Annotated in this window: 15 protein-coding genes and 1 pseudogene; 7 read left to right on the forward strand and 9 right to left on the reverse strand. The window is 68.6% G+C overall.

What is annotated here, in order from left to right; genetic code table 11:
- The first annotated feature begins 26 nt into the window (after positions 1–26).
- Entirely contained in the window at positions 27–560 is a 534-nt protein-coding gene (locus A5659_RS16020; protein ID WP_067182419.1) for a nuclear transport factor 2 family protein, read from the forward strand.
- 38 nt (positions 561–598) lie between these two features.
- Here A5659_RS16020 and A5659_RS16025 read toward each other — a convergent pair whose 3' ends face one another.
- Together A5659_RS16025 and A5659_RS16030 are read right to left on the reverse strand one after the other, a co-directional pair.
- Positions 599–820: a DUF5302 domain-containing protein gene (locus A5659_RS16025; protein ID WP_066868699.1), complete on the reverse strand. Its 222-nt coding sequence runs from the start codon at positions 818–820 to the stop codon at positions 599–601.
- A 49-nt stretch (positions 821–869) separates the two neighbouring features.
- Positions 870–1,313 (reverse strand): PPOX class F420-dependent oxidoreductase, encoded by a 444-nt coding sequence (locus tag A5659_RS16030; protein ID WP_066868701.1) that lies wholly within the window; start codon positions 1,311–1,313, stop codon positions 870–872.
- Positions 1,314–1,387: 74 nt separating this feature from the next.
- Between A5659_RS16030 and A5659_RS16035 the strand changes: the two genes are divergently transcribed.
- The gene (locus tag A5659_RS16035) at positions 1,388–1,909 is read left to right on the forward strand and encodes a DUF1697 domain-containing protein (protein WP_067182422.1); all 522 of its coding nucleotides are present in this window, start codon (positions 1,388–1,390) and stop codon (positions 1,907–1,909) included.
- Positions 1,910–1,956: 47 nt separating this feature from the next.
- Here the strand turns inward: A5659_RS16035 and A5659_RS16040 are convergent, their stop codons facing one another.
- Positions 1,957–2,322, reverse strand: a complete 366-nt coding sequence (locus tag A5659_RS16040) for a GntR family transcriptional regulator (RefSeq protein WP_066868705.1) — start codon at positions 2,320–2,322, stop codon at positions 1,957–1,959.
- Positions 2,323–2,359: 37 nt separating this feature from the next.
- Here A5659_RS16040 and A5659_RS16045 point away from each other — a divergent pair, with 37 nt between their 5' ends.
- On the forward strand, positions 2,360–3,073 hold the full coding sequence (locus tag A5659_RS16045) for an NAD-dependent deacylase (RefSeq protein ID WP_066878633.1): 714 nt from the start codon (positions 2,360–2,362) through the stop codon (positions 3,071–3,073).
- A 13-nt stretch (positions 3,074–3,086) separates the two neighbouring features.
- Here A5659_RS16045 and A5659_RS16050 read toward each other — a convergent pair whose 3' ends face one another.
- Positions 3,087–3,716 (reverse strand): class I SAM-dependent methyltransferase, encoded by a 630-nt coding sequence (locus A5659_RS16050; protein WP_067182425.1) that lies wholly within the window; start codon positions 3,714–3,716, stop codon positions 3,087–3,089.
- A gap of 65 nt (positions 3,717–3,781) precedes the next feature.
- Positions 3,782–6,127, reverse strand: coding sequence for an MMPL family transporter (locus A5659_RS16055; protein WP_067140117.1), 2,346 nt, complete (start codon positions 6,125–6,127; stop codon positions 3,782–3,784).
- Positions 6,128–6,438: 311 nt separating this feature from the next.
- On the opposite strand from A5659_RS16055, the gene A5659_RS28835 reads away from it, so the two are divergent.
- Entirely contained in the window at positions 6,439–6,561 is a 123-nt protein-coding gene (locus A5659_RS28835) for a hypothetical protein (protein ID WP_156655929.1), read from the forward strand.
- Positions 6,562–6,701: 140 nt separating this feature from the next.
- Here A5659_RS28835 and A5659_RS16060 read toward each other — a convergent pair whose 3' ends face one another.
- Positions 6,702–7,466 carry a 3-hydroxyacyl-CoA dehydrogenase gene (locus A5659_RS16060; protein ID WP_067182428.1) on the reverse strand — a complete coding sequence of 255 codons (765 nt, stop codon included), beginning with the start codon at positions 7,464–7,466 and terminating at the stop codon, positions 6,702–6,704.
- 49 nt (positions 7,467–7,515) lie between these two features.
- On the reverse strand, positions 7,516–8,598 hold the full coding sequence (locus tag A5659_RS16065) for a CaiB/BaiF CoA-transferase family protein (RefSeq protein WP_067182432.1): 1,083 nt from the start codon (positions 8,596–8,598) through the stop codon (positions 7,516–7,518).
- A gap of 113 nt (positions 8,599–8,711) precedes the next feature.
- Here A5659_RS16065 and A5659_RS16070 point away from each other — a divergent pair, with 113 nt between their 5' ends.
- Positions 8,712–9,524, forward strand: a complete 813-nt coding sequence (locus A5659_RS16070; RefSeq protein ID WP_067024783.1) for an enoyl-CoA hydratase — start codon at positions 8,712–8,714, stop codon at positions 9,522–9,524.
- An 88-nt stretch (positions 9,525–9,612) separates the two neighbouring features.
- Positions 9,613–10,995, forward strand: coding sequence for a DUF2867 domain-containing protein (locus A5659_RS16075; RefSeq protein ID WP_066878643.1), 1,383 nt, complete (start codon positions 9,613–9,615; stop codon positions 10,993–10,995).
- On the opposite strand, the gene A5659_RS16080 is transcribed toward A5659_RS16075, so the two are convergent.
- A complete protein-coding gene (locus A5659_RS16080) occupies positions 10,958–11,680 on the reverse strand; it encodes a CPBP family intramembrane glutamic endopeptidase (protein ID WP_067182436.1) in 723 nt (240 codons plus the stop codon). The genes A5659_RS16075 and A5659_RS16080 overlap by 38 nt on opposite strands.
- Positions 11,677–12,825: an NAD(P)H-binding protein gene (locus A5659_RS16085; RefSeq protein ID WP_066868723.1), complete on the reverse strand. Its 1,149-nt coding sequence runs from the start codon at positions 12,823–12,825 to the stop codon at positions 11,677–11,679. Before A5659_RS16085 ends, A5659_RS16080 begins: the two co-directional genes overlap by 4 nt.
- Positions 12,826–12,953: 128 nt before the next feature.
- Here A5659_RS16085 and A5659_RS16090 point away from each other — a divergent pair.
- Positions 12,954–13,148 (forward strand): annotated as a pseudogene (locus A5659_RS16090) (type III polyketide synthase); the annotation flags it as partial.

The raw sequence follows: 13,148 nt of genomic DNA on the forward strand, positions 1-13,148 counted from the left end.
ACCGCCGATCACCGCGTTATCGTGGCGTGGTGGTGGATGAGGCCAAGTTGGCACTGATGCTGGCCCGCGACGAACTGCATCAACTCGTCACCGGCTATTGCCGAGCCGTCGACCGCGCCGACTACGCCGCCCTTCGCGGCTTGTATCACCCCGACGCGACGGACTCGCACGGCTCGTTTTCCGACGGCGGCGTCGAGCAGTTCATCGCGCAACTGCAAGCGGCCGAACCGTATGTGCTTGTCTCCCAACACAACGTCACCACGACGAACTTCGTGGTGGACGGCGACACGGCCCGCGGCGAGATCTACTGCCTGGTGTTCCACACCTTCGCCGGCCCCGAACGCAACATCGACGTCATCATCGGCGGCCGGTACCTGGACAGCTACGCCAGGCACGAGGGCCGCTGGAAGTTCAGTCAACGCACCATCGTGGCGGATTGGGCCTACCAGAACGACCCGTCCCAAGTGAACTTCGCCCACCCCAGCACCCGGGGAAGCCTGCGCGGCCAACCCGGCCAAGCCGACCCGTCGGTCGGCCTGTTTACCGCGCCTTTAGGCTGAACCCGGCAACGGAAACCGGCCGCCGCGGCACGGGGTCGTCAGCCGCTCTTGCGGCGAAATTCCCGGCGGTTGCCCACGGCGCCGTGCGCGCGCGTTTGCTTGCCGGCGCCGTCCTTGTGATCGGAGCCGCTCGCGGATTTCGCCATCTTGCGGTCCAGGGCTTCACGGAATTTGCGCTTGGTGTCGTCGTCCGACCCGGGCGACCCGGCCCCCGACGACTCCGACGGCTTTGAACCTTGCGGGGCATTCGATGCGGCCATAAGGGGAGCCTAGCCCGGGTGTGCCGAAACGGTTGGGCGGGCGGCGCGGCTAGCGCATGCCCGGCGGCATGCCATAGACATGCGAGATCGGCAGCGTCAGCAACACCCGCCGGTCGGTGACCATGGCTTGCCGGTATTCGTCCCAGTCCGGGTGCTCACCGGCGATGTTGCGGTACAACGCAATCAGCGCCTCCACGGTGTCGTCGTCGGGTGCGGCCGCCGGCGGCGTCAACTCGGCGGTGCCCTCGGCGACGGCATACGACCAGCCGTCGTCGGCGTCGACCAGGATCGAGGCCCGTGGGTCCCGACGCAGGTTGCGGGTCTTGGCGCGTGGCTCGGTGATCGACACCTGGATCACCACGTTGCGCGGGTCGAAGTGATAGCTCACGTTCGACAGCTGCGGCCGCCCGTCGCGCTTGATGGTGGCCAGCACCCCGAGGGAGTGTCCACTGATCAAGGCCAGCAATTTGTCGTCGAAGACTTGGCGTCCCATGACGAAAGCCTACGTCGCAGCGGGACGGGCGGCCCGGGATAGTCGTTGCGCGGCCGGCCTGGTGGAATCGGGGCATGACCAAGTACGCGGCGTTCCTGCGTGGCGTCAACGTCGGGGGCGTCAACCTCAAGATGACCGAGGTGGCGGCGGCTCTGACCGACGCCGGGTTCACCCAGGTCCGGACCATCCTGGCCACCGGCAACGTGCTGCTGGAGTCGACCGCCGGGGTGGCGTCGGTGCGCAAGAGGGCCGAGGCCGCGTTGCGGGACCGGTTCGGCTACGACGCGTGGGTGCTGGCCTATGACGTCGACACGGTGCGCGCCCTGGTCGACGCCTTTCCGTTCGAGCGCGAGGTCGACGGCTACCAGTCCTACGTCACGTTCGTCGCCGATAAGACAATGCTCGACGAGCTCGCCGCGCTGGCCGACAAGGCGGGTGCCGACGAGAAGATCAGCCGCGGTGACGGCGTGATCTATTGGCAGGTCCCCAAGGGCGCCACGCTGGACAGCACCATCGGCAAGACGATGGGTAAGCCGCGGTACAAGTCGTCGACCACGACACGCAACCTGCGTACGCTGGACAAGGTGTTGCGCTGAGACGCTGAGCTAAAGCGCCTGTGGGCCAAGGTCTTTCGACGCCCGCCTTACTCGTCGGGCACCGCTTCGATGTAGCGCACCGCGTCGGCTTTGTCCAACCCCAGTCCGCGTGCGACGCGGACGTATTCGCGGGCCGCGGCCGCCATCGCGGCGTCGGTCGGGTCGTAGCGCGCGATGAAAGTGCCGAAGCGGCCCCGGGTTTCGATGATGGCGGAGGTTTCCAGCTCGCGGTAGGCGCGCGCCACGGTGTTGACGGCGACGCCGAGCTGGCCGGCCAGATCGCGCACCGTGGGCAGGCGCGTGCCGGGCGGCAACGCGCCCTCCCGAACTCCCTCGATGACCTGCGTGCGCAGCTGGTCGAACAACGGCTTTCCCGCCTTCATGTCGACCTTCAACCAGTCACCGAGCTCCACCCGTTCAGTATCCCCCACCCCCGGCTATCTTGGTGGGATGCGAGTAGCGGTGCTCAGCGGCGCGGGAATCTCCGCGGAGAGCGGTGTGCCGACCTTTCGCGATGACCAGAACGGATTGTGGGCCCGCTTCGACCCTTACGAGCTGTCCAGCACGCAGGGCTGGCGCGACAATCCGCAGCGGGTATGGGGCTGGTATCTGTGGCGCCACTATCTGGTCGCCGATGTCCAACCGAACGCGGGTCATCGAGCCATCGCCGCCTGGCAGGACGACGCCCAGGTCAGCGTCATCACCCAGAACGTCGACGACCTGCACGAGCGCGCGGGCAGCCGGTCGGTGCACCACCTACACGGCAGTCTGTTCGAATTCCGTTGCGCGAGTTGCGGTATGGCCTACTCCGGGGCGCTGCCCGCGATGACCGAACCGGCGCTGGAGGTAGAACCCCCGGTGTGCCGCTGCGGCGGCCTGATCAGACCCGACATCGTGTGGTTCGGCGAACAGTTGCCCGACGAGCCGTGGCGGCGCGCGGTGGAGGCGACCGAGGCCGCCGACGTGATGGTGGTGGTCGGCACCTCGGCGATCGTGTATCCGGCGGCCGGGCTGGCCGAGTTGGCGTTGTCGCGCGGCACCGCCGTCATCGAGGTCAATCCCGAGGTCACTCCGCTGTCGGGCAGCGTGACGATCAGCATGCGCGAGACGGCCAGCCAGGCGCTGCCCGGGTTGTTGCAGCGGCTACCGGCCCTGTTGAACTGATCGGGCCGGCCGGTCAGGGGCGGCGCGCGCGGCCGAGCAGTAACTCCGAGACCGGCATCGGCGCCCAGGCCGGCAACGTGAACTCCCGCCGCGACGTGTCGACTTCGAAGCCCGCCTCGACGATCGAGCGCTCGGTGTCCCGATGGGTGTGGCAGTTGCCGAACAGCCGCGGCCACACCGTCGCATCGACGAAACGCTGAAAGCGGCCCCGCGCACCGGCACTGGCGATGTGCTCCAGATAGCGCAGCTCCCCGCCCGGCCGCAACAGCGAAAACAGCCTCCGCAGAACGCTTTCGGGATCGCGGACCGAGCACAACACCAGCGAGCACACCACCGCGTCGAACGGCTCGGCGCCGCTGAACGCCTCGACCGTCTCGCCGGTGACGATGACGCGGAGGGGAACGGCCTGCGCCGCGGCGCAGGCCTGCGCGGCCAGCCGCGGTTCGGGTTCCACCGCGATCACCTCGTCGACCGAGTCCGGGTAGTGCGGAAAGTTGGTGCCGATGCCCGCGCCGACTTCGAGCACGCGACCCGACAGGCCGGCCAGATTTTCCCGACGCATCGCCCGGATCGCCTCGGCTTCATGGGTGGCGACGACCGGCCAGACCCGCGCGAAGAAGGGGTTGTCGACCACCGTTGTCATACCGTTGTGAACCTTCCGACTCGCTTGCGCCCCACAATAGGTTCCCCACGACCCGACGGTCGGCGTTAACCGATATTGGGTACCGGCTCGGCAACCACCGGCGCCGGGAGCTCGACGCGATCCGGCACCGGCCCGAGATGATCCCCGGTTTCGGCGGCCGCTCCCTCGCTGATGCCGAACCGGTCGTGCAGCCACGCTAGGGGCCTGGGCGCCCACCAATTCCACCGGCCCATCACGTGCATGAAGGCCGGCACGACCACCATCCGCACCAGGGTGGCGTCGGCGAACACCGCGAGCGTCAGGCCGAGGCCGAACATCCGCATGAACGAGACGTGCGCCGCGATCAGGGCGGCGAAGGACATCGACATCACCAACGCGGCCGCGGTGATCACCCGGCCGGTGCGGGCGACGCCGAGCGCCACGCTTTCGTCGTTGGCGGCGTGGGCCTGTTTCGCGGTCGGCCTCGCCGGCCGGGCGGCGCCGGACGCCAGCCAGTATTCGCGGATCCGGGAGAGCAGGAAGACCTCGTAGTCCATGGACAGCCCGAAGGCGATGCAGAACAGCAGCACCGGCATGTTGGCCACCAGCGTCCCGCTGGGCGTGGTGCCGAGCGCGCCGAGATGGCCGTCCTGGAAGATCCACACCAGCGCGCCGAACGCCGCCGTCAACGACAGGAAGTTGCAGGCCAGCGCCTTGGCCGGCAGCAGCACGCTGCCGGTGAGCAGGAACAGCAACACAAAGGTGATCGCCGCCATCAGCCCGAGCACCAGCGGCAGCCGGTCGGTCACGGCGTCGACGCTGTCACGGTTGACCTGTGCCACCCCGCCCATCTCGACGGATCGGCCCCCGGGTCTGGGCACCTCGTGCAGCCGCCGGAGTTGGGCGTCGTTCGCCGTCGAGAACAGCGGCGCGGTGCTGCTGACGGTCAGAAAGGCGCTGCCGCCGGCCAGCCCGGTGGGCCCGGCCGGCGGTCCCACCCGGTTGCCCGCGGCGAAGGTGCCGCCGGGGGCGGACACCGACGACACGTCGGCGACCCGGGACAGGGCGGCGGCATAGGAGTCGAGGTCCGTCGGGTTCAGGCCGATGGCGTCGGGGATGACGACGGGCACCGAAGTCGCCGAGTCGTGCGCGAAGTCGTTGCGCAGCCGATCACCGACCTGATGCGCCGACGCCGACTGCGGCAGCACCCGGTCATCGGGGAAACCCCAGGTCACACGCAAGAACGGATATCCGAGCAGCAACAGCAGCGCGACGACGGTCAGCCCGATCGGGGCCCAGCGGCGCATCACGAACTTGGTGGACCGGTACCAGAACAGTTGCTCGACGGGCTTGTGCACCGCATCCGGGCGCTTCTTTTTGAGCAGCGTTCGCCGCAAGAACCGGCGCACGTCGAACGCGTCCAGCCGCGGGCCCAACAGCACGATCGCGGCCGGGGTGAGCACGATCGAGGCGGCCGCGACGAAGGCGACGGTCGCCACGCCGGCGTAGGCGAACGACTTGAGGAAGTACATCGGGAACGCCACCGTCGCCGACATCGACAACGCCACGGTGACCGCGGAGAACAGCACGGTGCGCCCGGAGGTGGCCATGGTCCGGATGAGCGCTTGCTCCCGGTCGTGGCCCTCGGCCAATTCGTCGCGGTAGCGGCTGATGATCAGCAGGGTGTAGTCGATCGCCAGGGCCAGGCCAAGGGCGGTGCTCAGGTTGAGGGCGAAGATCGACACTTCGGTGTTGAAGGTTATGAGGCGCAGCACCGACATCGAACCGACGACGGCCAACGCGCCTAGCGCCATCGGTAACGCCGCGGCCAGCAGCCCGCCGAACACCCAGATCAGCACCAGGAAGCTCAGCGGCAGCGCGATCATCTCCATGACCAGCAAGTCGGCCTGGTTCTGCGTGTTGATCTGCGCGTACTGCATCGCCGCGCCGCCGGCGCGGACGGTGACGCCGTCGCGGTCGTGGATGTATTGGTCGGCCAGGGTCTGGGCGTTGCTCTGCGCGTAGTTCTCGCCGCCTTTGAGGTTGACGACGACGAGCCCGGACTTGCCGTCGCGGCTCATCAGGTCGGCCGCGGCCTGGGGCGGGGCGGTCCACGGCGAGGAGACGTTGTAGACCAGCGGGGACCGTTGCAGCTGGTCGACGAGGTCGGTGCCCACCTTGCGGGCCTGCTCGCTATCGCTGCCGCCCGGGGCGGTCACCAGGATCAGCACCTGCTGGCCGCTCTGGCCGAATTTGTCGCTCAACACGCCGATGGCGTGGGCAGACTCGGAGTCGGGGTCCTGGAAACCGCCCGGCGACAGGCTCTTGGCGACGGGGACGCCGAAGATCGCGGCGGCGATGAAGACCAGGACGCCGATCGCGAGGATGCGGCGGGGCGCCCTGATGGCGACTCGGGCGATCTTCTGCAGCATTTCGAGCCCTTCCGCTGCCGGTGCCCCGTTGCGCTGGCCGCTGGCTTACCGGCGACAACGTAACAAACGCTAATTTCCACGCGTCAAACAGTGTTCTGCCCTAAACACGGAAGCGACCGGCTGAACCGTTCAATGCCGCGTTTTAAACCGCGCCGACAGTAAGAGTCCGGCCAGAAAAATGTGCCGTAACTAAGCAGCTCACGGGCCAAATCGTGGCGCAGCCGCCGGTCAACCTACCCGCCGGTAAATTGCCAAGATTTTCCGAATCGTGACTCAAAGATTCCTTAATGGTGGCCCATACGCTCAGTGTCATGTGGATCGACGACACAAGTGCCGACGTCATCAAAGTTGACTTCGATGCCCTCTACCACGGCGACGTCCTGGTGGAAGGCGAGACCTCGGAGCAGTTCGACGAACTGCAAGCCGCGAGCTGAGGCCGACCATGAGCATGCTCGCACGCCTATTGATGGCCGAACCCAACGTCAGTCGATGGTTCCGTAAGTAATCATTGAGCCTGGTAATGAAAGCCCCCCGCCGATGCGGGGGGCTTTCGTCTTGCTGAACGGGTTGCGGCTCAGCGGGGCGCCATGCGAATGGCGCCGTCCAGGCGGATGACTTCGCCGTTGAGCATCGGGTTTTCGACGATGTGGACGGCCAGCGCGCCGTACTCGTCCGGGTCACCCAGCCGGGCAGGGTGGGGCACCTGCTTGCCGAGCGACTTCTGCGCCTCCTCGGGCAGCGAACCCAGCAGCGGGGTCTTGAACAGCCCCGGCGCGATGGTCACCACGCGGATGAGCTCGCGCGACAGGTCGCGCGCGATCGGCAGGGTCATCCCGACCACGCCGCCCTTGGACGCCGAGTAGGCGGCCTGACCGATCTGGCCTTCGAACGCGGCGACCGAGGCGGTGTTGATGATGACGCCACGCTCTGGGCTTGCTTCGGGGCCGATCGGCTCGGTCTTGGCGATCCGCTCGGCGGCCAGGCGCAGCACGTTGAAGGTGCCGATCAGGTTGACCCCGACCACCTTCTTGAACCCGTCCAGCGGGAACGGCCCGTCCTTCGACAGCGTCTTGATGGCGTTGCCGATGCCGGCGCAGTTGACGTTGATGCGCAGCGGGCCCATCGATTCGGCGGCGTCCAGCGCTTTGCCGACGGCGGCCTCATCGGTGACGTCGGCCTCGACGAAGCGCGCGCGCTCCCCCAGCTCTCGGACCGCTTCTTCGCCGCGCAGGTCGATGACCACCACCTGGGCACCGCGGTCGAGCAGCCGCTGGGTGGTGGCCAGGCCCAGGCCCGACGCTCCCCCGGTGACGACGGCGACGGCGTCTTTGATCTCCATTCGAGTCCTTCCCTGATTCCCTGGATTCCAGCCAACTGGTTGGTTGGGACTATACCCAGTCGTTGAGTACCGCTTCGGCGTCGGTCACCGGCGCCGCGGGCCGCGGTGTCTCCGGCGCGGTGCGGGAGAACCGCGGCGCCGGCAGCGGCTGCAGGCCGCCGTTCACCTCGTAGAAGGTGTTCCGCTCGGTGATGTGCGGCTCGGTCTGCACCTCGCCGAAGGCCAGCACCGGTGTCACGCACGCGTCGGAGTCGGCGAACACCTTGGCCCAGTGGTCGCGGTCCTGACTGGCGAACTTCTCGGTGAGCGCGGCCCGCAGATCGGGCCAGCGGCCGACGTCGTTCTGCCCGGGCAGGTCGGCGCCGTCCAGGCCGAGCCCGGTCAGCATGGCGGCGTAGAACTGCGGCTCGATGGCGCCGACCGCGACGTAGCGACCGTCGGCGCACTCGTAGGTGTCGTAATAGGGTGCGCCGCCGTCGAGCAGGTTGGTGCCGCGCGCGTCGGTCCACATGCCCGAGGCCCGCATCTGCCACATCATCTGGACCAGCACGCTGGAGCCGTCGACCATCGCGGCGTCGACGACCTGCCCCTTGCCCGAGGTCTGGCGTTCCCACAGCGCGGACAGGATGCCGAGCAGCAAGAACATCGAACCGCCGCCGAAGTCACCGACCAGGTTCAGCGGCGGGACCGGCCGGTCGTTGGCCCGGCCGATGGAGTGCAGGATGCCGTTCAGCGAGATGTAGTTGATGTCGTGACCCGCCTGCTGGCTGCGCGGGCCGGTCTGGCCCCAGCCGGTCATCCGCGCGTACACCAGCCGGTCGTTGACCTTCGCGCAGGCGTCGGGGCCCAGGCCGAGCCGCTCGGTGACGCCCGGGCGGTAGCCCTCGATCAGCACGTCGGCCTTGGCGATCAGCTTGAGGACGAGGTCGCGGCCTTCGTCGGATTTCAGGTCGGCGGTCACCACCCGCCGGTTGCGCATCATGGCGTCCTTCGCCACGCCCCCGGGACCCGACGAGGGGCGGTCGATGCGCACCACGTCGGCGCCCAGGTCCCCCAGGATCATCGCGGCGTGTGGGCCGGGGCCGATGCCGGCCAGCTCGACAACACGCAGTCCCTTCAACGGTCCAGCCACGATCCACCGACCTTTCGTCCGCTCTGACGCCGTTCGCTACCAAACAACCGGTCGTTCGACATCTTCGCAGCCGTGCCGGAGGGCCGCGCACCCCGGTCACTTATGGTGAGCCCATGCCTTCATCCGCGATTGCCACCCTCGCCCCCGTCGCAGGCCTTGACGTCACGCTGTCCGACGGCGTGTTGTCGGTGACCATCAACCGGCCCGACAGCCTGAATTCGCTGACCATTCCGGTGATCACCGGCATCGCGGACGCGTTGGAGCACGCGGCCACCGACCCCGAGGTCAAGGTGGTGCGCATCGGTGGCGCCGGACGCGGCTTCAGCTCCGGTGCGGGCATCAGCGCCGAAGACGTCTCCGACGGCGGCGGCGTCCCGCCGGACGAGATCATCCTCGAGATCAACCGGCTGGTGCGCGCGATCACCGCGCTGCCACACCCGGTGGTCGCCGTCGTTCAGGGACCCGCGGCGGGCGTCGGCGTCTCCATCGCCCTGGCCTGTGACGTCGTATTGGCTTCGGAGAGTGCGTTTTTCATGCTCGCCTTCACCAAGATCGGGTTGATGCCCGACGGCGGTGCGTCGGCGTTGGTGGCGGCCGCGATTGGCCGCATCCGGGCCATGCAGATGGCGCTGCTTCCGGAACGGTTGACGGCCGCCGAGGCGTTGTCGTGGGGACTGGTCACCGCGGTCTATCCGGCCGGCGATTTCGACGCCGAGGTGGACAAGGTCATCGCCCGGCTGCTGGGTGGTCCGGCGGTGGCCTTCGCCAAGACCAAGCTGGCCATCAACGCGGCCACGCTGACCCAGTTGGACCCGGCCCTGCAGCGCGAGTTCGACGGGCAGTCGGTGCTGCTGAAATCCCCCGACTTCGTCGAGGGCGCAACGGCCTTCCAGCAGCGGCGCGCCGCCAACTTCACCGACCGCTAAGTTGTGGCGCTGATCGGCCGCAACGCTTAATCCCCCGGCGATGCGGTAATCCTCCCCGTCAGACTCGCTGACGAACGACGGAGGATCGATGCCCGAACAGGTGCGGTGCCTGGTGACCGGAGCGACCGGCTACATCGGCGGGCGCCTGGTGCCCCGGCTGCTGGACGAGGGGCATCGCGTCCGTGCGCTGGCGCGCAACCCCGACAAGCTGGCGCAGGTGCCGTGGCGACAACAGGCGGAGGTCGCGCGCGGGGACCTTGCTGACGTCGATTCACTGACCGCCGCGTTCGACGGCATCGACGTGGTGTACTACCTCGTCCATTCGATGGGCAGCTCCAAGGATTTCGCCGCCGAGGAAACCCGCGCCGCCGGCAACGTCGTGACGGCCGCGCGGCGCGCCGGGGTGCGGCGCGTGGTGTACCTGAGCGGGCTGCATCCCGAAAAGAGTGATCTCTCACCGCATCTCGCGTCGCGCAAGGCGGTCGGGGACGTGCTGATCGACTCTGGCATCGAGACCGTCGTGTTGCAGGCCGGGGTGGTCATCGGCTCGGGGTCGGCGTCGTTCGAGATGATCCGGCACCTCACCGACCGGTTACCGGTGATGACCACGCCGAAATGGGTGCACAACAAGATCCAGCCGATCGCGGTGCGCGACGTGCTGTACTACCTGGCCGCCGCGGCGACCGCCCCGGTCCCGACGTCGCGCACCTGGGATATCGGCGGCCCCGACGTGCTGGAATACGGCGACATGATGCGGGTCTACGCCGAGGTCGCGGGGCTGGGCAGGCGCTACCTGTTCGTGCTGCCGTTCCTGACCCCGACGATCGCCAGCCTCTGGGTGGGCACCGTGACCCCGATTCCGTCCGGGCTGGCGCGACCGCTGGTCGAATCGCTGGAATGCGATGCGGTGATGCGCAATTCGGACATCGACGGCGTCATCGCGCCGCCGCCGGGCGGGCTAACGGGTTACCGTCGCGCGGTCGAGCTGGCGCTGCACCGCGCCAGCCGTGGCCTGCCCGATGCGTCCTGGTCGTCGCTGCGGTCCGAGCCGGCCGACCCGCTGCCGACGGACCCGAACTGGGCAGGCGAGATCGTCTACACCGATGTTCGAACCGCCACGACCGCCGCCGACCCGGGCGCGCTCTGGTCGGCGGTGGAGGACGTCGTGAACTCGCGCGCCGCCGACTGGCAGGTCGAGGAGCGCACGGCGGGCACCCTGCTGCGGCTGCGCTCCACCAAGCGAGCTCCGGGACGCGAGTGGCTCGAGATTGCGATCACCGGCCAAGACGGCCGCGGCGCCCGTTATACCCAGCGATCTACTTTTTTGCCCAGGGGCCTGCCCGGGCGGGTGTACTGGCTGTGCGTTCGGCCCGCCCATTCCGCCGCGACGCGCGCTTTTGCCCGCGACGTCGTCGCGTCCGCGGGTAGCGAGGTCAGACACCGAACATCGGGGGCAGCACGAGAACCATGATCAGCCCCCACACCAAATGGGTGAGCATCGGGGCCAGGACGCCCCCGGTGGCCCGGCGCTCGAACGCGCACACCGTTCCCAAGATGATCGCGGCGAAGCCGAGCATCGGGTTGCCGCTGGCCAGCGTCGCGCACGTATAGAGGACGGTCGAGATCACCACGGGGTGATATCGGCCCAGTGCGGTGTAGAGCGCCCCGCGAAAGAAGACTTCCTCCGCGACGCCGTTGATCAGCGTGATCGCCACGATCACCGGATACCACCCGTGGTGGGCGTAGAGCAGTACCCGGGTGATCAACTCCGCCACGGGAGTGATCTGCCGAACGATCAGCCCGCCTACAATGAACGCCCCACCCACCAGCAGGCCGACCCCGGTGCCGGTGATGACCGGCCGCTGGTTTCGGCCCCGCCAGCAGATGCCGCCCAGATGCAGCGGGCCGGAGACCAACGCTCCCGCGGCCCACACCGCCGCCAGCGCCAGCGTCAGCCAGTAAAAGCTTGCATCCCCCGGATGGCGCCGCAACGAGAACCCGAGCACGCCGGCCCCGATGACCACCGTGATGGCCACGATGACCCGCCGGCGCCGCACCACCCCGGGCGATTCATTATGTGGCACAGCAACATTGGTGATCGCACGCCGGACCTCGGTGAGGACGTCGGTGTGGTACGGGCTCGTCGACTGGCTCATGCGGGACGCACCTTCGGGGTCAGGGCAATCAGGAGGTCGAGGCCGGTGCGCACCGCGCCGGCCACCGGGCCGGGGACCCTGTTCACCAGCCCCAGGGTCGGCCGCACGACGGATGGGGTGACCCGACGGGCGAGTCGGCGGATGCGCAGCGCGTCGCCACCCGCCCAGGCGGGATCGGTGTTGGCGAGGTGGTGCGGGTCGGCCAGCGCATTGACCGGACGCGGCCGGTGCTTGTACTGGCCGGCCAGGGCCAGGGCCATGGATTCGTCGATGCCCAGCAGTCCGCCGGGCGGGTCGGGAACCCGATCGCGCAGGCCGCTGGCGGAGGCCACCATCGGGTGGTCCAGCGATTCGACCAGATCCCCCGCCAGCCCGTGCGGCACCGGCAGCGCGACGCCGGTGATCAGCGACGCCAAGGTGGTATCGATCCTGCCGACCGGCAGTCCGGTGTGCCAGCGCCCGGAGACGCGCGCGTACGCCTTGAGCAGGTCGCGGTAGGACGTGGTCTCGGGGCCGGCGATGTCGTATGCCCCGGCGGGCACCAGGTCCCGGTCGGCCGCGGCGACGAGGTAGTGCAGCACGTCGCGGATGGAGATGGGGTCAATCGGGTTGTCCATCCAGCTCGGGATGGGGATCAGCGGGAACCGGTCGCCGACGTAGCGCATCATCTCGAACGACGTCGAGCCGGCGCCGATGATGATCGCCGCGCCCAGCCACACCAGCTCGGGGCCGTCCGGGAGGGTGAGCGCCTCGGCCACCTCGGCCCGGCTGGTCAAGTGCTCGGACAGGTCTTCGTCGGCGGGCACGAAGCCGCCCAGGTAGACGATGCGCCGCAGCCCGGCGTCGCGAGCCGCCGCCGCGAAATTCGCCGCCGCGGTTTTGTCCGCATCGCGAAAACCCGGCTGACCGATCGCGTGCACCAGGTAATACGCCACGTCGACGGGCCCGCAGCCGGCGAACGCCGACGCCAGCGACGCAGGGTCGGCGGCATCCAGTTTCACCGGCGTGACGTCGTCGAACCAGCCGAAGCGCTTGAGCCGCGCCGGGTTTCGAGTCGCGGCCGCCACCTGATGCTGATCGGCCAGCAGCGCGGTGACCAGGCGTGATCCCACATAACCGGTGGCACCGGTGACCAGAGCCCGCATACCCCGACCCTAACCGGACCACGTCGCGCGCCGCTCGAGGCGTGCGCAGGAGTCGGACGATTGCGCCAAGCGGGCCACCCGCGCGGTGTTCAGTTGAACCGGCGGCGCCGCGGCACCGTCACCTGTACATGGACCATGGGGGAAGCCGTGAATTCGCCGGCTCGTCGGGCATCGCGCAGAGAAATCCGTCCATTGCCGGCGTTGCGGTGAAGTTTCCACCCAATCGCTATACCCAAAGCGAAGCCATCTGCGCGCTCACCGACATCGCCGGTCCGGACTTTCGCCGTTTCGCGTCGAGCAGCGGGGTGGAGTTCCGCAACACC

The organism is Mycobacterium sp. 1165196.3, assembly GCF_001673415.1.
In the GTDB taxonomy this organism is placed as follows: Bacteria; Actinomycetota; Actinomycetes; order Mycobacteriales; family Mycobacteriaceae; genus Mycobacterium; species Mycobacterium europaeum_A.

Excerpts from the sequence above, each read along its gene's own strand:
- A5659_RS16025 (WP_066868699.1), bottom strand. The coding sequence starts at position 820 with ATGGCCGCATCGAATGCCCCGCAAGGTTCAAAGCCGTCGGAGTCGTCG.
- A5659_RS16030 (WP_066868701.1), bottom strand. The coding sequence starts at position 1,313 with ATGGGACGCCAAGTCTTCGACGACAAATTGCTGGCCTTGATCAGTGGA.
- A5659_RS16035 (WP_067182422.1), top strand. The coding sequence starts at position 1,388 with ATGACCAAGTACGCGGCGTTCCTGCGTGGCGTCAACGTCGGGGGCGTC.
- A5659_RS16045 (WP_066878633.1), top strand. The coding sequence starts at position 2,360 with ATGCGAGTAGCGGTGCTCAGCGGCGCGGGAATCTCCGCGGAGAGCGGT.
- A5659_RS16050 (WP_067182425.1), bottom strand. The coding sequence starts at position 3,716 with ATGACAACGGTGGTCGACAACCCCTTCTTCGCGCGGGTCTGGCCGGTC.
- A5659_RS16055 (WP_067140117.1), bottom strand. The coding sequence starts at position 6,127 with ATGCTGCAGAAGATCGCCCGAGTCGCCATCAGGGCGCCCCGCCGCATC.
- A5659_RS28835 (WP_156655929.1), top strand. The coding sequence starts at position 6,439 with ATGTGGATCGACGACACAAGTGCCGACGTCATCAAAGTTGACTTCGAT.
- A5659_RS16060 (WP_067182428.1), bottom strand. The coding sequence starts at position 7,466 with ATGGAGATCAAAGACGCCGTCGCCGTCGTCACCGGGGGAGCGTCGGGC.
- A5659_RS16070 (WP_067024783.1), top strand. The coding sequence starts at position 8,712 with ATGCCTTCATCCGCGATTGCCACCCTCGCCCCCGTCGCAGGCCTTGAC.
- A5659_RS16075 (WP_066878643.1), top strand. The coding sequence starts at position 9,613 with ATGCCCGAACAGGTGCGGTGCCTGGTGACCGGAGCGACCGGCTACATC.
- A5659_RS16080 (WP_067182436.1), bottom strand. The coding sequence starts at position 11,680 with ATGAGCCAGTCGACGAGCCCGTACCACACCGACGTCCTCACCGAGGTC.
- A5659_RS16085 (WP_066868723.1), bottom strand. The coding sequence starts at position 12,825 with ATGCGGGCTCTGGTCACCGGTGCCACCGGTTATGTGGGATCACGCCTG.